The organism is Paenibacillus sp. Root444D2, assembly GCF_001426375.1.
In the GTDB taxonomy this organism is placed as follows: Bacteria; Bacillota; Bacilli; order Paenibacillales; family NBRC-103111; genus Paenibacillus_E.
The window spans coordinates 181,647-207,475 of sequence record NZ_LMEO01000034.1 but is presented as its reverse complement, the minus strand read 5'-3'; the positions used below and the strand labels follow the sequence as shown (position 1 = coordinate 207,475).

The 25,829-nt window shown below is 44.5% G+C and carries 26 protein-coding genes; 3 read left to right on the top strand and 23 right to left on the bottom strand.

Going from position 1 to position 25,829, the window contains the following annotated elements:
- Positions 1–3: 3 nt before the first annotated feature.
- The 8 genes from ASD40_RS19275 to ASD40_RS19240 form a co-directional block, all read right to left on the bottom strand.
- Positions 4–1,566 carry a glycoside hydrolase family 76 protein gene (locus ASD40_RS19275; RefSeq protein WP_156390109.1) on the bottom strand — a complete coding sequence of 521 codons (1,563 nt, stop codon included), beginning with the start codon at positions 1,564–1,566 and terminating at the stop codon, positions 4–6.
- A gap of 96 nt (positions 1,567–1,662) precedes the next feature.
- Positions 1,663–2,694: a glycoside hydrolase family 76 protein gene (locus ASD40_RS19270; RefSeq protein WP_057304778.1), complete on the bottom strand. Its 1,032-nt coding sequence runs from the start codon at positions 2,692–2,694 to the stop codon at positions 1,663–1,665.
- Positions 2,695–2,761: 67 nt separating this feature from the next.
- Positions 2,762–3,940, bottom strand: a complete 1,179-nt coding sequence (locus tag ASD40_RS19265; protein ID WP_235549310.1) for a glycoside hydrolase family 76 protein — start codon at positions 3,938–3,940, stop codon at positions 2,762–2,764.
- A gap of 30 nt (positions 3,941–3,970) precedes the next feature.
- Positions 3,971–4,840 carry a carbohydrate ABC transporter permease gene (locus ASD40_RS19260; protein WP_057304777.1) on the bottom strand — a complete coding sequence of 290 codons (870 nt, stop codon included), beginning with the start codon at positions 4,838–4,840 and terminating at the stop codon, positions 3,971–3,973.
- A 12-nt stretch (positions 4,841–4,852) separates the two neighbouring features.
- Complete coding sequence (locus tag ASD40_RS19255) at positions 4,853–5,698, bottom strand: carbohydrate ABC transporter permease (protein ID WP_082562328.1); 846 nt, start codon at positions 5,696–5,698, stop codon at positions 4,853–4,855.
- A gap of 92 nt (positions 5,699–5,790) precedes the next feature.
- On the bottom strand, positions 5,791–7,119 hold the full coding sequence (locus tag ASD40_RS19250; protein ID WP_057304775.1) for an ABC transporter substrate-binding protein: 1,329 nt from the start codon (positions 7,117–7,119) through the stop codon (positions 5,791–5,793).
- 75 nt (positions 7,120–7,194) lie between these two features.
- Complete coding sequence (locus tag ASD40_RS19245) at positions 7,195–8,529, bottom strand: glycoside hydrolase family 125 protein (protein ID WP_057304774.1); 1,335 nt, start codon at positions 8,527–8,529, stop codon at positions 7,195–7,197.
- Positions 8,530–8,718: 189 nt separating this feature from the next.
- Entirely contained in the window at positions 8,719–9,849 is a 1,131-nt protein-coding gene (locus ASD40_RS19240; protein ID WP_057304773.1) for a GntR family transcriptional regulator, read from the bottom strand.
- Between the two features lie 279 nt (positions 9,850–10,128).
- Between ASD40_RS19240 and ASD40_RS19235 the strand changes: the two genes are divergently transcribed.
- Entirely contained in the window at positions 10,129–10,872 is a 744-nt protein-coding gene (locus tag ASD40_RS19235; RefSeq protein WP_057304772.1) for an SDR family oxidoreductase, read from the top strand.
- Between the two features lie 53 nt (positions 10,873–10,925).
- Here ASD40_RS19235 and ASD40_RS19230 read toward each other — a convergent pair whose 3' ends face one another.
- From ASD40_RS19230 to nikR, 4 genes are read right to left on the bottom strand one after another with little or no spacing between them, the layout of a single operon-like run.
- Complete coding sequence (locus ASD40_RS19230) at positions 10,926–11,111, bottom strand: hypothetical protein (RefSeq protein WP_057304771.1); 186 nt, start codon at positions 11,109–11,111, stop codon at positions 10,926–10,928.
- Positions 11,112–11,144: 33 nt separating this feature from the next.
- Positions 11,145–12,797, bottom strand: coding sequence for a copper resistance CopC/CopD family protein (locus ASD40_RS19225; RefSeq protein WP_057304770.1), 1,653 nt, complete (start codon positions 12,795–12,797; stop codon positions 11,145–11,147).
- Between the two features lie 11 nt (positions 12,798–12,808).
- Complete coding sequence (locus ASD40_RS19220) at positions 12,809–13,213, bottom strand: DUF2203 domain-containing protein (RefSeq protein WP_057304769.1); 405 nt, start codon at positions 13,211–13,213, stop codon at positions 12,809–12,811.
- A 51-nt stretch (positions 13,214–13,264) separates the two neighbouring features.
- Entirely contained in the window at positions 13,265–13,720 is a 456-nt protein-coding gene (nikR, locus tag ASD40_RS19215; RefSeq protein ID WP_057304768.1) for a nickel-responsive transcriptional regulator NikR, read from the bottom strand.
- A gap of 160 nt (positions 13,721–13,880) precedes the next feature.
- On the opposite strand from nikR, the gene ASD40_RS19210 reads away from it, so the two are divergent.
- Positions 13,881–14,762, top strand: a complete 882-nt coding sequence (locus ASD40_RS19210) for a PhzF family phenazine biosynthesis protein (protein ID WP_156390126.1) — start codon at positions 13,881–13,883, stop codon at positions 14,760–14,762.
- Positions 14,763–14,861: 99 nt separating this feature from the next.
- On the opposite strand, the gene ASD40_RS19205 is transcribed toward ASD40_RS19210, so the two are convergent.
- The 10 genes from ASD40_RS19205 to ASD40_RS19160 all read right to left on the bottom strand — a co-directional run bounded on the left by ASD40_RS19205 (position 14,862) and on the right by ASD40_RS19160 (position 24,264).
- The gene (locus ASD40_RS19205; RefSeq protein ID WP_063860368.1) at positions 14,862–15,200 is read right to left on the bottom strand and encodes a DoxX family protein; all 339 of its coding nucleotides are present in this window, start codon (positions 15,198–15,200) and stop codon (positions 14,862–14,864) included.
- Between the two features lie 174 nt (positions 15,201–15,374).
- Positions 15,375–15,833: a MarR family winged helix-turn-helix transcriptional regulator gene (locus tag ASD40_RS19200; RefSeq protein WP_057304766.1), complete on the bottom strand. Its 459-nt coding sequence runs from the start codon at positions 15,831–15,833 to the stop codon at positions 15,375–15,377.
- A 155-nt stretch (positions 15,834–15,988) separates the two neighbouring features.
- Entirely contained in the window at positions 15,989–17,617 is a 1,629-nt protein-coding gene (locus ASD40_RS19195) for a PAS domain-containing sensor histidine kinase (protein ID WP_057304765.1), read from the bottom strand.
- A 220-nt stretch (positions 17,618–17,837) separates the two neighbouring features.
- Positions 17,838–19,238 carry a M56 family metallopeptidase gene (locus tag ASD40_RS19190; protein WP_057304764.1) on the bottom strand — a complete coding sequence of 467 codons (1,401 nt, stop codon included), beginning with the start codon at positions 19,236–19,238 and terminating at the stop codon, positions 17,838–17,840.
- 62 nt (positions 19,239–19,300) lie between these two features.
- A complete protein-coding gene (locus tag ASD40_RS19185) occupies positions 19,301–19,633 on the bottom strand; it encodes a BlaI/MecI/CopY family transcriptional regulator (RefSeq protein WP_063870815.1) in 333 nt (110 codons plus the stop codon).
- Between the two features lie 198 nt (positions 19,634–19,831).
- Positions 19,832–21,589, bottom strand: a complete 1,758-nt coding sequence (locus ASD40_RS19180) for a diguanylate cyclase (protein ID WP_057304762.1) — start codon at positions 21,587–21,589, stop codon at positions 19,832–19,834.
- Positions 21,590–21,646: 57 nt separating this feature from the next.
- On the bottom strand, positions 21,647–22,021 hold the full coding sequence (locus tag ASD40_RS19175) for a response regulator (RefSeq protein ID WP_057304761.1): 375 nt from the start codon (positions 22,019–22,021) through the stop codon (positions 21,647–21,649).
- An 88-nt stretch (positions 22,022–22,109) separates the two neighbouring features.
- On the bottom strand, positions 22,110–22,490 hold the full coding sequence (locus ASD40_RS19170; RefSeq protein WP_057304760.1) for a gamma-glutamylcyclotransferase family protein: 381 nt from the start codon (positions 22,488–22,490) through the stop codon (positions 22,110–22,112).
- Positions 22,491–22,693: 203 nt separating this feature from the next.
- Positions 22,694–23,254, bottom strand: a complete 561-nt coding sequence (locus ASD40_RS19165; RefSeq protein ID WP_200957437.1) for an SRPBCC family protein — start codon at positions 23,252–23,254, stop codon at positions 22,694–22,696.
- 35 nt (positions 23,255–23,289) lie between these two features.
- Positions 23,290–24,264, bottom strand: coding sequence for an SDR family NAD(P)-dependent oxidoreductase (locus ASD40_RS19160; RefSeq protein WP_200957436.1), 975 nt, complete (start codon positions 24,262–24,264; stop codon positions 23,290–23,292).
- A gap of 294 nt (positions 24,265–24,558) precedes the next feature.
- Between ASD40_RS19160 and ASD40_RS19155 the strand changes: the two genes are divergently transcribed.
- Positions 24,559–24,912: a hypothetical protein gene (locus ASD40_RS19155; protein ID WP_057304758.1), complete on the top strand. Its 354-nt coding sequence runs from the start codon at positions 24,559–24,561 to the stop codon at positions 24,910–24,912.
- Positions 24,913–24,986: 74 nt separating this feature from the next.
- Here ASD40_RS19155 and ASD40_RS19150 read toward each other — a convergent pair whose 3' ends face one another.
- A complete protein-coding gene (locus tag ASD40_RS19150; RefSeq protein ID WP_057304757.1) occupies positions 24,987–25,817 on the bottom strand; it encodes a sugar phosphate isomerase/epimerase family protein in 831 nt (276 codons plus the stop codon).
- Between the last annotated feature and the right edge of the window lie 12 nt (positions 25,818–25,829).

The following is a 25,829-nucleotide window of genomic DNA, read 5'->3' as shown; positions in this document are numbered from 1 at the left end:
GCTCTACAAGCCATATAGTTGGTCCATATTCAGCCAGTTATTGTTTCCTTTCGAGGTGTCATAACCAAGTTGAATCGTATTCGATCCTGCCTGAAGGGAAATGGTCAAAGAAACGGTGTTCCAGCTGCTCCAGCCGGAAGTTCCAGAAAAATTCAAATTGGCTGCCACGTCTACACCATTTACTTTGACGTATCGGCTCGCATTGCCGGCACCTGCTGCATATCGGAACGTAATCGTCTTCGTTCCCGCACTATTTTGATTCACATAGAAATTAAGCGATGTTCCATTGGTATTCCAGCCTGCGACATAGCCCCGGCCATTAAAGCCGGTCTGTGTGCTTTCGTTGATCATGCCAACACCGCCAACCAAGGTACGCTGTGCATTTTCTGCTTCATAAAGACCGTTCCCTGCTATATTACCCGTATAATTGTCCGAAGGAACGAACTGAAGAATAGATGCACCCGCAGCAGCAGTTAGGCTTTGGATATAGGCAGATCCGGTAGGAGCCGTCCAATCACTTCCGATGATACCGTCTGAAGTTCTTCGATGATTCCATGCCTGTGTAGCATTTTGCTGTAAAAAGGTTAGGTATTGCGATTGGCCTGCTTGTACGCGAAGCTGATTCAGATTGCGGGCAAAGATCATTTTAAATCCAGGAGCGTCGTTCTCCCCTTCGTATAGCAAGGTAGTAGCCGAAGTCATTTTGTCGATAACATATCCAGCTGCATGATTAGCATCCGTTAAATAGCTGCTTGTGCCAGTAGCCCCATATAAAGCGGTCGCCGCCCCAAGAAAAGTTCCGTAGTTGTATGTGAAATCCCAATCCTTGACGATGCCCGCTCCAGTGCCTTCCATGTGATCATTTACTTTGCTGCCACTAACCAGCTTCGTTTTGACCCAAGTGTACATTTGCTGGGCTTTCGTTAGATAAGTGTTGTTATTATAGGCATTTTTTAGTTTAATAGCCGTCATCACCATGGGAGCATTGGTAGCCATATTTTTCTGAGCATTACTGCTGATTGCTGGGTTGGTCGCATCCTTTCTCCACCAGATGCCTCCTCCGTAATAGGTCGTATCCCAATAAGCATAGACTTGATCGAAAAGAAAGGATCCTCGGTTCAAATATTCTTGCGTACCGGTAATTTCGTATGCACGCAGACAAGCAAGCGCCCACCAACCAAGGTCATCATTGAATTGGTTATCAATCATATTCGTATATTTTGCATTGAAACCGGTGTAAATATCATCGATCATAGTGCGGTAAGTGCTGTTTCCCGTCCGCTGATAAGCATCCATGACAGTCTCCCACATTTGAGCCTCCCACCAGAAATCGGTGTACAGTCCTCCGTCGGGTCCATAAGCATGAGCAGCATGTATGAGATGGTCGCTGTTCGTGTAGAAGTATTTGGCGTTAGCATCGTAGAACACGTTCACTAATGAATTCATTGCTGCATCAGCATTCGTTGCTGTGAAAGCAGATGCACGATTCGCACCTCCCCAAACGGATAGGAAAAGAGCCATTACCAAACTCACACTTAACCATTTGAAAGCTGATCTTCTTTGCATGATCACATAAAACAACTCCTTTTCTCCTTGAAATTTGTCATAATGAATACGCTTTCAATAATGTAAATTTCACCTCCCTTCAGCACCAATTTGTCTCTACTTCGTTTGAAGTGATGCATACGCCTCCAGTAACATAACGCCGCTTAGCATAACACTTAACTGAATTGAGCCTTCGGGGGGCATTCTCCAGTCTGTGCCAACACGTCCTGTGTCGTCTATCCCATGCTCCATAAGTGTGATTGCATTTTGTTCAATAAGCTCAGCCGGCAGCTCAAACTCTGGGTATATCTCCACCAGCTTCAGTAGGTACCTGATCAGTATCCCTTTGAATAAACCTGTATCGTCGATTCCTTCATCAGGCAGCATTCCAGTGGCACTGTCGCACAGTCGGTTCTTCACCGCAGCTGCCGTGCGGCAGGCATCCTTCAGGTAAACTGAATCCCCTGTGCAAGTGTAAAGTTCGAGACCAGCCCCCATGAAGACACCCTGACAATAAGTAAACTGCCAGTCCATATCTACCTTCTCGTCGCCCAGTCGATTGATGCCATCCCACACGAATCCGTCAACGGGATCGGTTAATGTCCTTTTGTTCCAATCATAGATTTCTTGTGCCCAAGCCAAATCCGCTTCATCGCCAAATCGTTGAAATAAGCGTGCAGCTAGGATAGCGGCTGGAGCGTTAGCTGGCGTGTTCTTGTAATCCAGCTGATTTTTTCGCCAAGCAATCCCTCCGCCCATATGCTGATTCCATCCTCCTCGGATGTCTTCCCACAAGTCGGCAACGCTTTCCCAGTACATCTGAGCACCTGTCATGTCATAAGCCCTTAGCCAAGCCAGCGCCATCCACTGCATGTCATCATAATATTGATGGCGAAACGTTCCTCCGTTAGAGCGAAGAATGCCGTGGAACAGCTGCTCTAATCGGTTCGAATATGCCACATTGCCCGTTCTTGCATAGCCGTCAAGGATGACATCCGCAGCATGCGCTTGCCACCAATAATAGTAATTTTCGCCAGGGCGATTGACCGTTAAACTATCGTCCCATTGATTCATAATCTGTGTATCCGGATTCCAATAAAGCTTGTGCAAAGTCGCTTGCAGTAGATCTGCCATCGCTGCCGCATTCATCTATCTCTCGACTCCTCTATGCCTAAAATAAAGGGGCAGATTTTCGGCTGCCCCTGTTCTTAATTCATTAGTTCTGTTTCAACAATCCTTGCTTCTCCAGCGCGGCCATACGCTCCAGCAGCATAACGCCACTCAGATTCACGCTTAAATCCTCAGCAGGCTCAGGTGTAGCCGCCCATGATTTACTGAACATGACACGCTGCTCATCTCTCCCATACTTCCAGAGACTGTCTGCATTCGTTACAAGAAGCTCAAGCGACTCCTTCTGACCAGGGTCCGCAAGTACAAGCTCCGCCAAATAACGGACATAAATCCCTTTGAATAAGCCGCCATCTCCATTGCTTTCACTTGGCAGCATGCCTGTTGCCGGACTTGTCAGCCTGAGCTTCGATGCTTGAGCAGTCCGAGCCGCATCCGCCAGATAGCTCTTGTCCCCAGTCGCCTGATAAAGCGCAACCCCTGCTCCGATGTAAACACCTTGGCAATAGGAGAATTCCCAGCTCTTATCAATTTTGCCGTCTCCCTCGCGGTTTTTCCCATCCCAGACGAAGCCCGTATCTGGATCAACGAGATTGGCCTTCTGCCAATCGTAAATCTTTTTCGCCCAAGCTAGATCCTCCGGCTTGCCGAACTGCTTATATAATCTAGCAGCTAAAATGACTGCTGGAGCATTCGCCGGCGTATTCTTATAATCAAGCTGCGGCTTACGCCATGCAATGCCTCCGCCTTGCTCTTCGTTCCAGCCCGTCTTAATATCTTCCCAAAGCTCAAGCGCGGCTTCCTTGTATTTCTCTTCCCCAGTAGCGTTATAAGCTCGGAGCCATGCTAGAGCCAACCATTCCATATCATCGTAGAAATCATTCGGCAATACGCCGCCATTGCGGTCCAAAATCCCTTGATACATGTTGGCGAGGTAGCCCTTATATGCCGTATCGCCGGTTCTCGCATAAGCATCCACCAGCGTATCTACACCATGAGCTTGCCACCAATAATGGAACTTCTCATTGCATAGATCGTTGCAAGGCGACAAATTATCGAATAAATTCAACTTTCCATTCCAATATTGCTTTAGCAGCCCAGCTTGTGCTAGATCTGCACGCTGCTCCCAGGTTTCTCTATTTGTGCTCACTTGCACATCGGTCATCTTATTGTTATTGTTCATTGTCTCCACTCCCCAGCTAGCAGCCACGATGATGCCTACCCCAACAATCATCAGGACTATGATCATTTTTAATCGAATTGTCAATTCGCTTCACCTATCTGTCCGACTTGCGTACTATCCTTTCGTTCCTGTAAAAGCGATTCCTTGCACAAAATACTTCTGCAGCAGCAGGAACAAGATCAGTATCGGCACTACCGCAATTAAAGCACCTGCCATCAACGGGCCGAAGTCGACCTGTTTGTTATAAGTAAAAGCAGCTAAACCTAGCTGAATCGTTTTCTTGGCAGGATCGTTAAGCATAATGAGCGGACCGAGAAAGCTGTTCCAGCCTGCTTGAAAGGTAAATATGCCGAGTGTAGCCAACGCCGGCTTCGCGAGCGGAATATAAATATTCCAAAAGATACGAAGCTCTCCACTGCCTTCAATTCGAGCCACTTCTTGCAAATCACTAGGTAAAGACACGAAAAATTGCCTCATAAAAAATACCGCAAAGGACCCCGATGCACCTGGCAAAATAATCGCCCAAAATGAATTGAGCAAGCCATTGCCGCCACCGCCCAGCCAATCATTTCCTCCCATGAAAGGAATGTGCTTCAGCACGAAAAATTGCGGGATCATCGTCACAACACCAGGTATCATCATGGCAGCGAGCAGAATTTTGAACATCGTATCTCTTCCGCGGAAATGAAGCTTAGCGAAGGCATAGCCGCTTAAAGAGCCAAAAAGCAAGTTGAAGAGCACGCCCATAAACGCAAGGTAAAATGAATTCCAGAAATACAGAGCAAATGGAACGAGCTCAAACGCCTTGCGATAATGCTCCAACGTTATGCTGGAGGGAATCCATTGAATCGGCAGCATGAAAATCTCTTCATCCGGACGAATGGAAGTGATAAGACTCCATACAAACGGGACGACCATGACGATGCAGACGGCGATGGAAATGATATACAGGATTGTCGTTTGCCAATAATATTGTTGTTTCACTTTCCATCCCTCCTAGATCACGGATTCCTCTTTGTTTAGTCTCATATTAATAAGCGAAAATACTAGAATAATGATAGACAGCGCAAACGCCATGGCATCGGCATAGCCCATCTGAAGCTGGTTGAAGCCCTGCTGATAAATGTGATACACGGTTGTTTTCGTCGAGTTGGCGGGACCGCCCTTGGTCAAGACGAACGCCTGGTCAAATAACTGCAGCGCGCCAATGATAGCCATTGTACTTACGAAAAAGGTGGTCGGCCTCAGCACTGGCCAAGTTATATAGCGAAAGGACTGCCAAGCATTAGCTCCGTCCAGCTTTGCGGATTCATACAGATGATCGGGAACCCCGTTAAGTCCCGCTAAATAAATGATCATGTTCGATCCAACGGATTGCCACAAGGTCACTAACACAATGGACAGCATGGCGTAAGGCATTTCAGCTAACCAGGAAGGTCCTGTGATTCCTAACTTGCTCAGGATATCGTTCACGAGTCCGAACTCAGGGTTTAACAGCCATATCCATACCGTGGCCGCAGCTACGCCAGAAGTTAACGTTGGCAAATACCCGGCTGTACGAAACAGCTTTACACCGAAGCGGCTGCGCATAAACAGCAAGGCCATCGATAAAGAGATGGCAATATTCAGCGGAATATAAAGGACGGAGTAAAACAAAACATTCTTCAGCGTCGTCCAAAAGATGTTATCCTCGGCCAAACGCTTATAGTTATCCAATCCAACGAAATCGTTTTTACTCACAATGTCATAATTCGTAAAGCTTAGATAGAACGCCATGATGACAGGAATAATCGTAAAAATAATAAATAGCAAAATCGTTGGCGTAATAAAGAGATAACCCATCCTAGCTTGATGTCGACCCAGCTTGGTTATCGATGCCAAGAGAATTCCCCCTTCCACAAAAAGGGAGGGATGACCCTCCCTCACATTTCTAGTTACTTCCCAGCTGCGTTCTGATCGAGCAGCTTATCACCTTGCTCTTGCCCCTTCTTGAGCGTCGCTGCCGCATCCTGCTTGCCTTGAATGAATAGCTCAATATTCGGCATCAGACCGTCGCCTTCCATAACCGAGTATCCCGGATGCTGCGGACGAATTTTCGCGAATTCGAGTGTATCCATGAATGGCTTCCAGTTCGGATCGTCCTTGAAGAACGGATCCTGCAGCGCCGGTTTGAAGCCCGGCAGGTTTAAGCTTGTTTTAGCCCATAGCAGCGTATTATCTTTATTCGCTAACCACCATTTCTCGAATTCCCATGCCTCGTCTTTATGCTTGGAGCCCGCTGGAATCACGAGACCGAAGCCGCCCATTACGCTTCCTTTGGCGCCGCCAGGTCCAGTTGGAGGAGGAACAACACCGAAATCAAGATCCTTGCCGTATTTCTTATACGTCGAGAGCATCCATGGACCTGTATAGGTCATAGCTACTTTTCCGGTCACGAAAGCATCCGTTCCTTCGCCGAGACCTTTTTCAAACCCAACCTTATATACCTTATCTTTATTGATCAGCTTATCCCAGAAATCCAATACTTGCTTGCCTTGATCGTTATTAAAACTCGTTTTCTTCAGATCGCTGGTCATCATAGAACCGCCTGCTTGCTGCAGCCACATATTGAACAGGCCATTATCCTGCATCGACATACCGGAGCGAACCAGCTTATCGCCTTCCCATACCGTTAACTGCTTAGCTGCGTTTTCCAGCTCATCCCAAGTTTTCGGAGGTTGTAGTCCTTTCTCAGCAAACAATTTCTTATTATAAAACAGTGCGCGCGCATCAACCGTCAAAGGAAGACCATACAATTTACCGCCAGAGGAAAGCTCCTTCAAGGCTTCATCGTAATAATCACCACGGTTAATGTTGTCTTTTTTCAAATAATCATCGATCGGGTGAAGCACGTTCTTGGATGCATACAGCGAAGTACGCCATCTGTCCCAGAACATAATATCTGGTGAGCCGCCTGAGGTAGCCGCAGTTAGAAACTTCGTGATCATATCTTCCTGCAAAACATATTTAACTTTAATCTTATCTTGCGATTTATTAAAAGCATCTGCCATCATTACAAACTGCTTTTCGCCTTCTCCGCCCCAATCTCCCCAGAACGTAATTTCTACCGGTGCTCCTTTGGTGGCAGCTGTTGATGCTGCCGGTGCTGTCGTGGCCTCAGGCTTCTTGCTTTCAGCCGGTTGATCCCCGCCAGTTTTTGTGCTGCATGCTGCCAAACTAAACGTGAGCGAGAGAGCAGTTAAAACGGTCATCCATTTTTTCATGTTTCTTCCTCCCTTTTTAAGTAAACGTTACAAGTGCAGTTGCTATGTTAAAAGGGGTTCCACCCCCTGTATAACCTAAGATGAGTGCGATGCGTTCACGCGATCATTCAGCAGCTTCTTAATCGATAGGCCACATGCGTCTAACACCAACTCGCTGAACATGGAGTTCGCCCAAGAAAACCATGGCCGCGTATATTGCGACGGATCGTCTACGTGGAAGCCCTCATGCATCAGTCCCGTTCCTGCATCGGTGTCGGCTAGTAAATCAAGGATACACAGCTTTTCTTCCCTGCTTGAAGCAGTAAGACCTTGAACCGCAAGGGAAATATGCCAAATGAAGCGATCCGGCGTATGCGGACTGCCGATTCCCTGAGCCGCTTTCCCTTTATAAAAGTAAGGATTTTCATCACTAAGTATAAAGCTGCGTGTATGCTGATAAACAGGATCGGAATCGGCGACATATCCCAAGTAAGGAATCGAGAGCAAGCTGGGCACGTTGGCATCATCCATCAGATTGAAGTTGCCAAGACCATCCGTTTCATAAGCAAACATCGTACCGAGCTTGGGATGCTCGATCGTTCCGAATGCTTCTATTCCCTGTTTAATCTCAGCGGCCAGCTTAAGCGATTCACGGCTAAGACTGGCATCCTGCCACACCTGCTCTGCAATTTCAGCGATATAACCCAGCACCACAACGGCAAACATGTTGGCTGGAATCAAATATCCGTATGAACAAGCATCGTCGCTAGGGCGGAAACCTGACCATGTCATTCCTGTATAGCCAACTGAACTGCCCTTTCCATCTCTCGTCAAAGTGTCTGTCGGAGGACAATTCAATCGTTGGAAGCGATAAGGAGACTTCGTCTCATGATCTTGTTCAACACGCCAAAGATTAAGAATTGTATGAACAGCGGATTTGTAGACATCATTGAAATGTGCGGTTCTCCCTGTTGCTCTCCAAAGTAAATAACTGAGCTGAATAGGATAACATAACGAATCAATTTCGTATTTACGCTCCCAGATCCAAGGGCTCATTTGGGTCAAGTCCTGCCCATGACCTGCGCTGGTTGGCTCCATATTAAAGGCATTGGCATACGGATCAAGTTGAATATATTGCATTTGCCGCTTAACCACACCTTCAATCATATCAGCCAAGCTGGGGTCCTCATTCGCCAGAAGCAGATAAGCTCGAACCTGAGCAGATGAGTCACGGAGCCACATGGCCGGTATATCACCGGTGATTACGAAAGTTGATCCGTCCTCTAGGCTTTGAATCGTTGTTTGATACGTGTTGGAGAAGCAATCGCGGAACATGGCAGCTAGCTTCGGCCGTTGTTCCTTCAGTAATTCGTTATTTACTTGCTCAATGAGTTTACTCATTGATGCAGGTAACTTAGCCTCATTCGTCATCGGGTTTGCTCCTCTCTCTTCCGATAAATAAACCGCTTACATTTACGATTATATTGGTATGTATACGGTATGTCAATATATATTTATCATACTATTTACATATCATTTAAATCATTTGATATATCAATCAAAAAGAGACTACTAGATTAGCAGTCTCAGATTCGATATCCATGATGATTTATTCACCGATCATTTGGAGGGTCCCGTTGACTCCCCGATGATAAGCTTTGCTTCCAGACTTATTTTATTGGCAACCTTCTCGCCTCGCTTCAGCTTTAGCACATTCTCTACAGCGAGCTTGCCGATTTCATCCTCCGCTTGGATCAGATGGGTAAAGCGATAGCCGCTGCCAAGCGTCGTAGGAGGGCTATCAAAACAAATAATTGAAATATCCTTGGGTATCTGAAGTCCCATTTGTTCCACGGCAGCCTTAGCTAATAGAGCAATATTATATTCCATAGCGAACAAGGCGGTAATTTGCGGATTGCTTCGCAGGTGCTCCTTAATCATATCGATATCTTTATCAATATTAGGTGAATAAAATGAATTGGGCAGCGTAGAGGTAATTTCATCTAACCAGAGTGACCGGTCAACCAGAACCCCGCGTTCCGCATGAGCTCGCACGAAGCCCTCAATACGGTCCTCAATAGCTGTTGTATCCATAGGCGGCGGCGTAAGTAAGCAAATCTGTTTATGCCCCAAATCAAGCAAATAATCAGCACCCGTGCGAGCAGCCGTTATATTATCTGTACTAATCGAAGCCGCGGCTACCCCTTTGAGATGACGGTCAACCAGAACTAAAGGAAATTGTTGTATGACCAACTTGAGAAGTTCATCATTATAGAACTCCCCTTGTGCAGGAAACACAATAATGCCATCCACGCCTAATTCAAGAAACGATCGAATAGCTTTTTCTTCATTCTCAGGCACACCAAACGATCTGCGCAGCACCAGGAAGCTATCATGCTCGGCGGATGCCTGCTCCATACCATAAATCATCTCCGTGCCGAAGGTATTCCCGAAATCCGTTATAACTAAGCCAATCAGCGTATGCTTGGTTCTCTCACCCGTAGATGGACCTTCAGACGGAATACCCCCTCCTTCCATGACAAAAGAGCCTCTGCCTGGCTTACGCACGATGAGACGTTCTTCTGCCAGCATCTCCAGCGCCTTTTTGCTCGTAATCCGGCTCACGTTATATTCATCCGCCAGTTCCTTCTCGGAAGGCACGCGGTCTCCAACATTATATTTACGTTGTATTATTTCTTCACGAAGCGTTTCGAATATTCGCTCATAAATGGGTCTCGAATCTGCTGACAATGCTACCTACCCCCTGCACCCAACCAAATGTTATATCATACGATAACATTAATATATCATGATATACAAGTTTTGGATAGAGTCAGAAAGAAAGCTACTATCTATTACATATCTTGATGGAAAACTATCATCCAATCCTATTTATGGGTAGTTCAATTAAATAAATGACAAAAATACAATATTGTCACTTGATTTTTGAGTTTTAACTGTTATAATCAAATCAATATCAACCATGTTTGAATCAACGAATCTAAGTAAGCCCTATGAGGAGGAATTACAATGGAGAAGAAATTAGAAGGTAAAGTAGCGTTAGTTACAGGAGCATCTAGAGGAATGGGTCGTGAGATCGCAGAGGAGTTGGCTCGAAACGGAGCCAAGGTTGTTGTAAACTATGCAAGCAATCCAGCGAAAGCTGCAGAGGTCGTTCATGGGATTGAACAGAACGGTGGAATAGCTACAGCTATTCACGCTGATATTAGCCGCGTATCGGACATTGAACAGATGTTCCAGAAAACGATTGAAGCCTATGGCAAGGTCGATATTCTTGTTAATAACGCAGGCCTCATGATCACTAAACCTATAGCTAACATCACAGAAGAAGATTTCGACAAGCAGTTTAATGTCAATGTCAAAGGTACCTTCTTTGCTTGCCAACAAGCAGCCAAATACTTGAGTGATAATGGCCGAATCATTAACTTCTCAACCTCTGTTCTCGGTAGTATGTTCCCGACCTACAGCGTTTATGCCGGTACCAAAGGAGCTGTTGAACAGTTCACTCGCCAACTAGCGAAGGAATTTGGCCCGAAAGGCATTACGATTAACGCAGTAGCTCCCGGTCCAGTTAATACAGAACTTTTTACTGCGGGTAAAACGGAAGAGCAAATTGAAGGTATGCGCAAAATGAACGCTTTCGGGCGTATAGGTGAACCAAATGATATATCAGGTGTTGTCTTATTTCTGGCAAGTGCAGAATCCCAATGGATAACGGGTCAAACGGTCCGCGTCAATGGCGGGTTTGTCTAATTATCAACGCAAAAAAGGGGCACAATGTGCCCCTTCTCCTACACAAGCCATCACTATTGAATGGCTTGTTTAATACGTTGTAAAGCCTCGATCAGATCATCAATCTCCGTTTCATTTAAACGAATGGTTACGTAATTAGGCGAGATGCCGCCATCGTTAATCTCCAGCAATGCCATCTCATCCTTGTCATCAAATTTGACCGACAAATTTTCTTTATCGAGCACTTGAATCCATGCCATTATCGCCACCTCTTTCGGCTATATTCAAAAGATTTAATACACCATGAATTCTTTGTTGTACACCGTTTCATTATCATCCGCATCCATAACACGCATCTCTAATTCCCAATTGCCTCGGAACGGCAGATATGCGCCTTGGGCTTTGTAGCTGAATTTCGCAAAGCCATAAGACTCTTCTTGCGTATTATCCTCGTACATGGTTACTGGCACAGAAATAGGCGCCATTTCTTTATCGTCTAAATAATGAAGCAGCATGAGCACTTGCTTCGGTTTCCCAGCTTTTTCTGGAAGAAATACTTTTGCAACGAAGGTATTGGTTCCCTGGATTTTAGGCGTAATATCAGCAGATACGTGAACCTTTTCACCCATCTGATGCCACTCTAGCGGCTCGTTGACAGGAATTGGCGCCATATATGTGATGAGCCCTACCAGCAGCACGATAATAACCATAAAGGTAAGATCAACCTTTATCCAGAGAACTGATTGTTTAACCTTCTGTTTACGCAAATAGATCCGAATAATAAAACCTATGAGTACAACAAGTGCAACAGCACCAATTTTCACAAGCAGCAATATGCCCCACGAAGTGTAAAGCAAGTAACGTAAGTTTGGCAGGAACAATAAGACAGATAAAGATCCGGATAGGGTAAGTACAAGGATGGAGATCAAAGCCATTCTCGAAAATTGTTTCATATAGGTACTGACATCATCACTTTTCTGACGCCATTTCGCATAGAGCAGTACTAAGCCCCCAACCCAACAGGCCGCGGCGACCAGGTGAATAAAATCCAGCCCGATTGTTGCCCATAAGGGAGTAAATGAAGCCGCGTGACCGCTAAAGCTTTTCACCCCTAGGAAACACAAAGGCCATAATAAATCCAGCCACTTTACCCTACCTACAAGTACAAATCCAAGGAAGGACAGTACTAGCATAAGCGCCCAGGAAATACCGATCGTAGTTGCACTAAATAGTTTCCATATCTCTTCTACCCCACCGCCACCAAGTAGAGCTTCGATGTGCGTGAAAATGAGCAGCAATAGGGCTACTAATTGTGCGCGCTGCAGATTGAGAGTCCAAGCTGATAGTGCTTTTCGGGTATCGCTCCCGCCTGCTCCCAACAATCTTAACCAGATAACCCAACCAGTTAACGTCAACAACATCAAATACCACAGTCCACGAGACGCATATTGCAGGATATCTTTCGTTGTTAACTGACCAGTTCCATGATTGTGACCACCATTTACGGAAGGTAGATCGAGAGCTTCTTCTTGCGGTGGATTGCCAATCGTTATCGGGTAACTCCCTGCAACAGGGTGTCCATCAGCCGAAATGACGTGATAGCTGATCAAATAAAAGCCCTCAGTTAATTTCGGCAGATCAAGAATTATTCCTGTCTGCTCTTTGTTCAAATAAGCTTTATTACTTGTAATTTCATCACCGTTATGATCCAATACTTTGATATAAAATAGTCCTGCATCTAACTGTTCATTAAATGTAACAGCTACTTGGGGAGGCGAGCTTTCAAGCTTGGTGCCCGCTTCAGGCTGTGCCTGTACTAATGACGCATGAGCAGAGACTGTCTGAGGGACAACTACTGTGCTCAAAAGAATTAAGGCGAACATGCATACGAGCAATGAAGGTATAAATAATAAGCGTTTGGCCATATAACGTAAAGATCTATGCATCGTCTATTCCTCTATTCCGAAATCGGTTTACGTCCAGCAAATCCATCCTGTTTGCCATGGTAATAACGAATTCTATCCTCTCCCTGTTTCCAACAAAGCAATACTTCTTGCCCTTCCATCAACGCGGGAAAATCGACAAGACCTGTATCTATATCCTTGAGCTCTACACCCGTAAGCTGAAAATTATGAATAAGCCCGCGCGCTTCGATTTGAAGGAATTCCAGCTCTGCTTCCATAACGAAAAACGGATCCTTCTCAGCGCCGGGTCTCTCAGCATGCTCATTTTTCTTTATTCGGAGCTCTGCATATTTTTCCTCAAAATTGTGCTTCAATGCTTGCATTTTCTTCAATTCCTGATCAACAAACGGCAGCATTTCATTTGCCTCTTCTAAACTGAACCATTTTTTTACTGACATATCGCACCTCCGTGCCCTAATTTTAACAAAAAAACATGACAACTACGAATTCTACAAATGAGAATGAGGATGCTCATGCGAGTGCCCATGCTCGTCCACATGAGTAACAGACAGCTCCGCATAACCTACACCTTTGAGTACTTGTATCCGCTGTTGAAGCTCTCTAAGCTTCTGCACCTTACCGCGAACAACTAATATTTCCAAGCATTGCTGATGGTTTAAATGGATATGCATCGTTGAAATAATCGCATGGTGGTAATCATGTTGAAGCTCCATCAAGGTAATCGGCAAATCGCGAATATGATGGTCATACACCATCACGATCGTTCCGGCAACGATTTCGTCGGGCTGCATGCTGCTAGACGTCAATAGCGCTTTGCGCGTAAGATCACGAATTGCTTCAGAGCGATTATCATAGCCCTGCAAGGCAATGAGCCGGTCATATTGCTCTATGAGAGATTGCGGCATGGAGATACCGAAGCGCACCAGATTTTCTTTGTCAGACATCCGCCCCACTCCTTTTCGTGTAACATTTCCTATACCCTTACTCTAGCAGAAAGCTGCTCTGCCGCAAACCTTACCCGGAGCGAATTCGCAAATTAAACACAATATGGTATGGTGTATTCATCTATCAATTCATTCATAGGAGTGGGATCCTGTCATGTCTATACAACCATTATCTTTTTCGATTGTTGATGTATTTGCCGAGCATAAATATGAAGGCAATCAGCTCGCCGTTTTCCGTCATACCGCCCACCTATCCACTGAGGAAATGCTGGCCATTACTCGCGAGATGAACTTCTCTGAAACAACGTTTATCCTGTCTGAAGAGCTTGTTAATGGCGGATATGATGTGCGTATCTTCACCCCGAAAGAAGAGGTAGAGTTCGCTGGACATCCGACTTTGGGAACAGCCTACATCATTCAAAAAGATATCATAGGACACCCTGTCCAGCAAATTGTACTTAACTTAAAAATTGGTCAAATACCGGTCACTTTTGATGAGGATAGCCCCAGTATGGCTTGGATGCACCAGAAGCCGCCGGTATTTGGAGAGATTATCGATCTAGATACGATCGCAGCTGTTTTAGGAATTCCAGCCTCGTCCATTGATCCGCGGTATCCCATTCAAGAGGTTTCTACTGGGCTGCCAGCCCTTATTGTCCCTCTAAAAAGCTTGAAAGACGTTCAGCGCTGTAAGGTGAATCGTGATCTATATTTCCAACTCATTGAGCCGCTTTCAGCTAAAATGATTTTAGTCTTTTGTCCAGAGACTTATCAAGCAGGCAACTCTTTAAATGCAAGGGTGTTCGGTGACTACTATGGTGCGCCTGAAGATCCGGCTACAGGTAGTGCCAATGGCGATTTGGCTGGATATTTGATCAAATATCGCTATTTCGGCAATGAGTCTATCGATATCAGCGTTGAGCAAGGCTTTGAAATCATGCGTCCTTCCATTCTGTATCATCGAGCATCTCAGAAGGAAGACCACATCTCTATTCAAATCGGCGGTAAAACGATTTACACAGCAAAAGGCGAGTGGGTATAAGCAAAATAACAATGAGAGGAAGTCTTATATGGTCAAAAAGCCGGGTCCTGCTGAACAGGACCCGGCTTTTTATTAGTTCGAACGTTATAGCAACGCTTCTCATTTTATAAACAAGACAACCAGAGTAAGGATAATTAAAATAATGGGCATGCCTATTTTAGATACAGGATCCTTAATACGTAGGTGCGTTATGACCGCTCCAACCATAATAACGGCCAATAGCCATCCGCCAATAGCAACAAGACTGTTGTTCCAAATTCCTGCAACCAGGAGTGCGGCACCGGCAATCTCGAGTAAGCCAGTGATGACCCTGAACCACTGAGGCATCCCGTAACGTGTAAATTCATCCACCATTTGCTTTGAACCGAGCTTCAGGGCTCCGAACATCAGAAACCCCAGTGCTAAAATGATTTGAATAATAATAGATACCGTATTCATCTAACTCTCCCCTTTTTTCACCTAATTACAGATAAACTATAATAAGATATCCTAATGTTATTATAATATACACTAACATTAGGATATTTATTTGTCAACCATTTTTAACAAGATATCTAAATAAAAAAAGCTATCCAGCAACGCCTGGATAGCTTGAATTTGATTCGTATAGTCTTATCTATCCTTACTGAGTTCTTCTGCTCCAAACCCCAGTTTCTTTAATAGATCGATCATCTGAAGTTTTTCCTCGTTGCTTATAAAGGATAAATTCTCAGAAATAACGCCTGCATGCTTCGGGAAAATCTCGTTAAATAAGGCATCACCCTTCTCAGTAAGGGCGACTATGGAGGTTCTTCTATCCGTAGGACTCGATTGCCGTTTTACATACTCTTTCTGTTCAAGCTTATCTACCACATAGGTAATACTCCCGCTTGGAATACTAAATATTTCACTAATCCTTTGAATAGGGTAAGGTCCTTTGTTGTAGAGAAGCTCTAGAATCATAAAATGGTCAGGACTGATTCCATGACTTTCGATATCTCGTTTGGTATTATCAGTAATAGCCTTGGAAGCTTTACTCCAGATTCGGAATAATCTTAAATCAAGCTGGCTTTGTTCGTCTCCCTGGTACATGATCGCTCCTCCTTTGGTGTAAATAATCCCCAATTTTTCTTTAATTCCAATCGTAATAACACTATGCTAACTTTAGGCTAATTTGTTTGTCAAGTTATCGACTTTTTTCAGAAAAAAATAAACTCCTCTTCAGAAGTTCATAAGCGCAAGCATCTCTATTTGAGATCTAAAGGTAAAATAAGATCAACCGTTGTTCCTATATCGATCTGACTCTTTATATGAAGGCTCCCTTGATGGGCTTCAATGATTTTTTGGCTCACCATTAGTCCTAATCCGGTCCCTTTTTCTTTTGTCGTATAAAAAGGTTCTCCTAGCATCGCTATCCGTTCTTCAGAAATTCCACACCCCTGATCAATAAACCGAATAACGAGTTTATTGTCGTCTACTTTCATAATAATTTCGATCATACCGCCTTCTGTCATCGCTTCAATCGCATTTTTAAGAATATTAATAACGACCTGTTTGATTTGATTTTCTTCACAATTGATTAACGGAATGTCCGAATCAAACGTCGTATGGATTTGCACATCGCTAAGAATGGCTTGTGAGTCAAGCAACGAGATCACATCATGAAGAATTTTACGAACATCCTTCATCTCAAAAGACACGGCCTGAGGCTTAGCAATGACCAAAAACTCGCTCACAATATAATTAATTCGGTCTAATTCAGTCAACATGATTTGAAAATACTCATCATAATTATCCGTTTTGGTTTGTAATAATTGAACAAATCCTTTAAGAGAAGTTAATGGATTTCGAATCTCGTGAGCAACTCCGGCGGCTAGCTGCCCCACTACCGACAGCTTTTCTGATTTAATCAGAAGCTCATCTGTCCTTTTACGTTCGGTGATATCTTTTGCAATGCCATAAACACCATCGATCTTATCATTTATGATAATAGGAACCGTCTTTAAATTTAATTCGACAGAGTAGCCACGTTTATTAGTAATGGTGACTTCGATGTTGTTTGACTCACCTTTTGCCGACGCTTCAAACACATTTGATGCCCTAAGTTGATCTTCGCCTGCCATCAAATGACAAAAGGATTGTTGCAGCAGCTCTTCCTGCTGATAGCCCGTAATCCTTTCCGTAGCTGTATTCATATTAAGTATTCTTCCATTTAGATCTAATTCAAATATAGCATCGGGGTTATTTTCAACAAGGGACTTATAACTCTGCTCTCTCTCTTCCAGCATACGCCTTGCTCGTTTACGCTCAGTGATATCCTTACATATAAGCTGTACGGACGGTTTACCTAAGTAGATAATAGGTACCGCTCTGACCTCCACATCAATAACTAGACGATCGACACGAAGAAATTTTTGCTCAATGGGAGCTGTCGGAACTCTCTCCTCTTCGATCAACCTAATTCGTTCCATCGCAATGTCTATATAATCGGGATGAACCAAATTCATTACGGGAAAATCAATAAGTTCCTCTGGGCTAGCTGCCCCAAATATTTCGGCACCGGCAGGATTGATATAGACTATTTTCCCTTTATTGTGAACAACTAACGGTTCTGGTGAGTGTTCTACAAGTATTCGGTACCGTTCATCGCTTTCTGTAAGGGCTTTCTTCAAACGTGTTACCCACCAGTATAGAACCAATGCCGTAAGTAATACATAAAATAGTCCCTTAGTTGAATGAATAGTGATTGCCCCTGATAAGTTAAGAATGTCCATAACTCTATCGGACAAGATAATCCATAGACTTCCTACAAGCATGTAGACCAAAGAGATTTTAAAAGGGGTTCTGAGATTTAGTGCCTTTGACCAATTATGCATATCATTCTTCCTTAACCTTCCTTTTTCACTCTAACTGAACACAAAGGATAATTAACTACCCGTTTTTATACACAGACGAATTTGATTATAACATTTATTATTCAAAATGATTATCGGTTTTTTATTCCATCGCATAATTCCTCTAGTAAACAAAAAAAGGAGCCGCCGATTAGCAACTCCTCTACTTCATGATAAATCTTCTATTCATATAAAAGGCAGTTTATTCAGCAGCCGCGGCCGTTGGTAGCGGACCTGCGGGAGCTGCTCTCGGTTTGTCTTCCAATGCTCTTGGTTCCCGACTCACGGGTGCCGTTCTCGGCTTGTTGTCCAACACTCTTGGTTCTGGACTTACTGGTGATGCCGCTCTCGGCTTGACTTCCAACACTCTTGGTTCTGGACTTACTGGTGCCGCTCTCGGCTTGTCATCCAACACCGTTGGTTGCACCCCTACGGAAGTCGCCGCTCTCGCCTTTTCCTCCGAAGGCGTTGCCTGCGGAACTACGGAATCGGCCACTTTGGGTGTCTCTTCGGGAGCCGTCGTATTTGATTTTAGAGAATCCTGCTGTTTTACTTTTTCTTCGGAAACTGCCGTACTTTGCAATGGTGTAGATGTCGAGCTGTCCTTAGGATTCGTTAACGCGCAACCACTTATGATGATGATGGCGGCTATCCCAAGAAACGACCAACGGTATGAATTTGTTTTAAATTGTTTGATCATTTTAATTCTCCTTTGCAGTTGTATTTTGCTTCCTGTTAGATTTACGTTTCCTACATTTTGAACAGGTCGCGAGAAATTTTCTAACAATTTGATCAGCGTATACCCATAGTCCTGTGTTTTATCAGGAGTTAGGTAGCTGAGAGCAAGGGCATCGCTTGCGATTTCCTGATCTTCCCGCATTCGGCGATAAGCATACCAAAGAACTGGATTAAACCAATGAATAATCAGCAAAGCATGCATGAACCAATTGACCCCAATATCATTACGTCTGCTATGAGCCAGTTCATGAAGGAACACATGCTGCAATTGATCGTCATTTAAGCTGTTTAAAATGGTTTTAGGCATAATCAATTGGGGTTTTATAAAACCGAATAGGGTTGGTGTTGCCAGATTGCAAGATTCAACGAGAGCAATTGATTTATGTATCGACATCATTTTTTTACATTGATTGAAAAGCTCCAGTATTCTTTCATCGGTTATCGTAACCGTCTCAATTTTCATTTTTCGGGCAAATTTCCCGTTGATCCGAATTGTATATATCCCAAAAAAACACACGCCTAACAGCCATACAACAACTACATTCCGATAAATAGAGTGGGCAGCAGATTCCGATACAACAGCTCTTGTAAGTAGTTCTTCCTGATTAACTTGTACGGTCGAATGAACGGCATCTGTGTAACCGATCCAATTATAAATACTGAATTCGCTCTCAGGTCCCCATGGCAACACTAATCGTATAATAACCAACAGCCACAACAAGTAATGCCATCTTGGTTTCAAACGATGCCTTAGTACGTGCTGCATCACTATAATCAACACAACCAATACACTTGCCATGGTCGAGACAGACCAAACCCAATCAAAGAGATCCATAAGGTGTTCCGTTAATCGTTTCACATTCACCCTGCCCTTTCCTTTATTGAGTCAAAGAGATAACAGCTGGCACGATGCAAACCACAAATCCTTCATTTTGTTTTGTCTTCAAGAATATTTTTCAATTCCTTAATATCTTCCGCTGATAGCTGTTCTTCCTTCAAAAAGTTAACTAGCAGCGGTTTAAAGGCACCACCATAAATTCTCTTCAGGAATGATTGCGTTTCTGATTTCACACATTCGTCTTCAGATACTAATGGAAAATAAGCATACACCCTGTTTTCTTGTGAATACGAAATGGCTTGTTTTTGTGCTAATCTGTTTAACAGCGTTCTTACTGTTTTCGGTTTCCAATCCGTTTGGGCTTCTAAAACTTCAATCACTTCATTTGCCGTACATGGGGCCTTAGCCCATAGCACTTTCATTACTTCCCATTCCGCATCGGATATATGGGGAACACTTTTCACAGGCTTACCTCCTGACTTTTATATGGATTACAGATGTAATACAATATAGTAATATTACATCTGTAATCCTTAGAAGTCAAATCCAAGTTCAATTGACAAAATAAAAAGCTGCTCGCCAATATGGCAGAAGCAGCTTTGTGTTTTATATGCAATTTATCACACTAAGTTCATTAACTTTCTCACGCGAACTTCCAACTCAACGAGTGAAAAAGGCTTCGTCATATAGTCGTCAGCCCCCATTTGAAAGCCTTTAGCTAGATCATCTTCCTTCTTTTTGCCTGAAAGCATAAGTACCTTCATGTCCCGAACAGTTAGACGCGGATCCTTCTTTATCTGTGACAACAATGAGAACCCATCCAGCTTCGGCATCATGCCATCGAGAATACAAGCATCATAGGTATTGTCGAGCAGCAAGCCGAGTGCGATTTCACCATCGGAAGCATGAGTAATAGTAATAGGTAAGTGCTCTAAATGTGAGGTGAGAATCGCTCGTAAAATCGGATCATCGTCCACGATGAGCAGATTTTTCTTGTCAATCTGAGAACTGGCAGCCAGCTTACGAAGCTCTTTTTCTTCATCCTCGACCAAAGCGCTAACAATCCTATCCCTGCCTTGTTGCTTAGCTTGATACATCGCATCGTCAGCCTTAGCCACCCATTCCGCAACCGTCATCCCCTCATGCCACTCTGCAACGCCTGCAGAGAAGGTGACAGAGAAGGTTTGGCCCTCATACTGTGCAACAGCATTTAAACGCACTTTATTAAGTATAGACTGCATGGTTGCAATTGCTTGTTCCGCCGTTGTATTCGGAAGAGCAATAACGAACTCTTCGCCGCCAAAACGTGCAAGCAGGTCTGTCGACCGCAAGTTCACTTGAAGCAAATGAGCTAAGCCTTGGAGCACCAAGTCTCCTACGTGATGCCCATAAGTATCATTGATCCGTTTAAAGCAATCAATATCTATAAAAACAAGTGAGATTGGTGCCGGGTAACGCTCAATACGCTGCAATTCCATACCAATCTGAAGATCAAAATAACGCCGGTTGAACACCCCGGTAAGCGGATCACGGAAGGCTAGCTGCTCGAAATTTTTGGTCCTTTTGAGCAGTCCATAGATTCTTGCGGCCAATTCCTCGTACTGAAATGGCTTCGTCACATAATCATCGGCTCCCAAGTGAAAACAGCGGACTTTATCATTCAAATCGTTACGTCCCGACAATACAATAAGCGGTAACCATTTCAATGTTGGATCCTCTTTGAGAAATTCAAAAAGCTCATAGCCAGACTGAGGATGCATCATAAGATCCAGCGTCACTAAATCATACGTATGTTCACGTAATAATTTCATGGCGCTCTCCACATCGGCTGCCTCATCAACAATACAATCATCGAGTTGAAGACGACGGGTCAAATAAGTGCGCAGCACCTCGTCATCATCCACAAGCAGCAATCGACTCTTCATGGATCCAAGCAAAGAACCGCCTCCAGGATCCTGCTGTTCATCCATCTGGATTTCCGTCATACCAATATCATATTCCATATTCATTTCACGAAGTGAAATGATACTGCGTTCTGCACTTTCAATAATCGGGTTGATCGCCAAGAGCAGCCCTTCTCCGTCATTATCCATGGATTGCGTCCATTCCCAGGCTCGAACCATATCCTCAGCCAGTTTACCGATCCGGACATAACCAAAAATAGGCGCACTGCCTTTAAGCGTATGTACAATGCGATAAAACTGTTTTAAATCATCGGCTGCAGCCGCCATCTGGATCGTATCAAGCAGCGAGTTAAGCTGTTTAAGCTGCTTTTCAAATTCACGAATAAACAGCTTTCTTCCTTGTCTAAGAATTCTTGCATCTCTATCCGATTCTGACTTGGAGTCCTTCAACCCCTCTAGGTTCGTATAACTCATGACAGCCAATCACCCTTTTTTATATATAAAATAATCTCAATCTCTATATAGTTCGAATTAACGTTGTAATAATTGTCCGACCGTATCTATTAATTGAAGAGGGCTGAATGGTTTAACAATATAGGTGGTTACGCCCGCTGCTTTGGCTTTTTCTTTGTCCTTATCCAAGGCTTTAGCCGTCAGCAAAATTACCGGTATATCCCGATTGGCATTATCGCTATGCCGCAGCCAATCACAGACTTCAACACCCGTCCGCTCCGGCATCATATAATCAAGTATGATCAGATCGTAGGTTTCTTTTTGCAATTGCTCCATCGCTTGTTGGCCATCTTCAACTTCCGAGATGGCATAACCTTCATCAGAAAGAGTTTCAGTAAGCAGAAAACGCAGCGCGATTTCGTCATCTGCAAGCAATATTTTATAAATAGACATGGTGTTCTCCTCGACCTTAATAAATTAACTTAATTATAGCATCATGCACTCTGGCAGGATAGAAATTTGTCGAAATAAACCGAACTTTTCACTTGTTTTTTTGGGCTGAATAGGCTCTCCATGAGGAGCTATTAATCTCTTTGAGCCCGCTAATGGTTTCCCAGATATAAACCCAGCCTTCACGCAAGCCATTAACATCGCTGACCCACACTCTTTCATACTCATTAGAGGCACCGGGACCGTTGTACCCCTCCAGAATATCCATTGCTTGCAGCCCTTCCTCTGTTACTTCGAACCACTCGCCAATCACTTTATGGTCCCCTTCCGTAAGAGTAAGAGCTGGATATGGGCCTACATCATATAGACGACCAAATATCGTACCCGGTTGTACGGAGATTAAAAAAGGTGCAGCAACATGATGATTACTCTCTCCCGCAAGCAATGTTCCGTAAACGAATACGGAAATCATAATGACTCCTCCTACCTAATCGATGAATTCAGATGTTTCACATTTAATTCCAATAATTCGCTGAGACATGAAAGCATCCCTTCTATCAAGCGCACAAAAGACATACTGCATGGCAGTATGTCTCATTAATGCTAGGTTTTTTGCCCAGAGCCAAGTAAGCACCTCCTATGTTTCGTATAAAACGGACCATCAGAATGCGGCTCTTACAGCGCGGAAGTCCCCGCCTCGGCAGTCGTCTTGAGGTCGGCAAGCCAAGCTTCGAGCGAGGACGTGAGTGCCGCGCGCATGCCGTCGGGGTCGGCTGCAACTGGCGGACCGTCCCAGGACTCCGTGGTGTGCACGACAACTCCTTCGAGGGTGGGAGTGATGGTCCAGACGTGGACGCCTTCGATGCCTTGTGCTGGCCCGCCCCAAACGATGCGCCGCAGGGGATCGACCTCGCGGATGGTGGAGACGATGGATAGCCCATGCGTCTCCCACTGAAAGGTACTCCCCACCGTGATTGGACCGGATAACCGTGCCTGTGAGACATTTTTCTGCCAAGTTGGCCACTGGTCGATGCCGGTCTGTATCCGCCATACGGTCTCTTGTGGAGCGTTGATTTCGATGGAAAGGTCGACGATGACCTGGGCGTTTCGGTCGACATCGATGGTGGCCCGTTGGGAATCATCAAAGGGTCTCGCTAAAATGATCCCACCAATCAGAATAGTTATCAGTAAAAGAAAGCTCATCGTAAATGTTTTTAAATTAAACGATCTAAACATCCTATTTCATCTCCTTAATGTAATTGATTGATCACTTATATTTGTGCGAAAGATGCCTTACTCTCCTGCAATGCCAAAACAGTCGAAGTAATCCCCTGCTGGAATGGCGTCGCGGTGATCGGTCCTATGAACCGTTTGTATTTTTCCCCGCTTAAAGTCAGCGGCTCTTCGGTTAAATAAAGCATCTCGACAATTTCTTTCATCACGGGCACGCTCATACCTATCAATGATAAACCTAATTTTTTCAGCGGAATCACCGGTTTAACATGGCCGCTTGCCGTTTGTGCAATCCGTACGATCTCTCGCCCCGATATAAGCCCAGCACCCGGTATATTCCAGTTCTGTCCATAGGCTAAGTCTTTGCCTGCCAGCTCAGCAACCATCGCAGCTGCATCCGGTAAATAAACGAATTCGCGGGGAACTTGCATGTTGCCGACGAAAAAAGCCATTTTGCCAGCAGCTATCGCTTCCAGGGTCGAACCTAAATACGAGGCTTCATTAGCTGTAGGGCCATAATAATCGGGCAAACGAACAATCATTACTTTTGCTTTAGTCCATCGATTACTGAACAACATCCGTTCATAGTCCAGGCGTACTTTTCCTTTTATCGTATGAGGCTCTTTTGGATGTTCTTCCGTGACAAGATCCATCTGTTTTTTCCCGTAAGGATAGATCCCGTCAATCGCTACTACTTTAATTGCAAGCCGTTCTGCCGCCTCCATCACGGATTCGCCTAGCGGAATCAGTTTGTTCACCATCTCGTTATAAGGTACGTTCGCGCAATGGAACAATACGTTAGCACCGCCTGCTTGGGCTACAATGTCGTCAGGATTCATTGCATCTCCAAAGGCAAGCGTTAAATGCTTAGGATTTCCAAGTTTTTCAGCAAGCTGTTCCAATTTCTGGCGTGATCGTCCAAAAGCAATGGTACATACCCCCCGTTTGATAAGTTCTTCCGTGATTGCTGCTCCTGTCCCGCCTGTTGCTCCAATTACAATCGCTTTTTCCATTTTCATCAGCCTCATTTCGTATTTTTATTTTTTGTAATTGATCAATTACTAACTTGAAATCATCTTATCATTTTGTTATTGATTGGTCAATCACTATAATTGAAAATTAAGAAATAAATAAACAGCTAATCTTGCATAAATCCACTTTTTTGTAGATGATCTACTTACGGGGCGAACTCCCTTTTCTTTCGTATCTTGTCATACGCTGATTCTTAACAATGAGCAAAGATAGCCGTGACGATCTATGATTCATAACATAAAATGTTCCATCTGAAGATGGAGGTGTATGAATCATTGGCAATGATAAAATATTCAACCGGTCCCTTAAATAACCTTGCTTTCCGCAACAAGATTGTTTCGAAAAATATTATTATTAATGCCGCACATCGTGGTCGGAACGATCAGGAAAAAGTTCACGTCAAAGTATTTGCCTTAAATGGAAGACGGCGATTGATTGCCTCTCTCTCCTTTGTAGTCGGTCCGTTGTCTTCTGCGATTAAAATCATTGATGTTTCCAAGGCGAAGGCATACGAGGTGCAATTTTCGTCGAGCGATAGGGATATACTGTTTGCTGTATTCGGTATCAGTCCTAAAAACAAGTATGTTGCAGCACATCGCGTCGTTCATTCAGAGCTGACACGTATATAAGAATGAGAAGACCCCGACACTTGATGTGCCGGGGTCTTCTTATGAAGCAGGAAGCGATTCTTCTGACTTCACTACTATCTCGCAGCTCCGCCAAGAATAATATCCAAGTGACGAGAAGTGTCATACACCGTCTGCAGTGGAGTTTCTGCGTACAAGCCGACTTCAGCCGTTACCGTATCGGTATACCCGATGTCCTCTAGTGCTGTGCGGACTGCCGTCCAATTGACATCTCCTGCGAGCAGCGGGACAAAGCCGTTGCCATTGCCTACGCATGGCCGGTAATCCTTCACATGTACTTTGAATATACGTGAACCAAGAATTTTGATCCACTGCTGCGGATAACCGTTATGCAAAATATTGCCTACATCAAAATAAACCCCGACATAAGAAGATTGAAGATCATCGACATATGCACGCATTTCGAGCGGCGAAAGCAAAAATTTGTTCCACACGTTTTCGATGCCAATGCGAACGCGCCGTCTTTCCGCTTCTTTCACCAGCAAAGCTAGTTCCGCACGGCTGCGGTCGTAGCACTCATCGTACGATGTCTCTTCGTTGACAGCTCCAGGCACGACAAGCACCGTATCGATACCTAGCAGCTCCGCTAGCTCCAACTGTTTCTCGACAACGCGACGCCCCTGCTCACGTACAGACGCGTCTGCCGAAGATAGCGGAGTGTGCCACAGTAGAGAGGTAGACAAGCTTCGCAGCTGAATACCGTACTCTTTGGCCATGCGGCCAATCTCCTCAGCCTCCATAGCAGTCGTCTCCATGGTCAAACCAACGCCGCCTAACGGATTGACATTCAGCTCAACCGCGTCATAACCAGCCTCACGGCTAATCGAGAATAACTGCTGAAGGGGCAGCCCTTCAGGAAAGCACCATTGATTGACTCCTTTTAACATGCCTTAACCTCC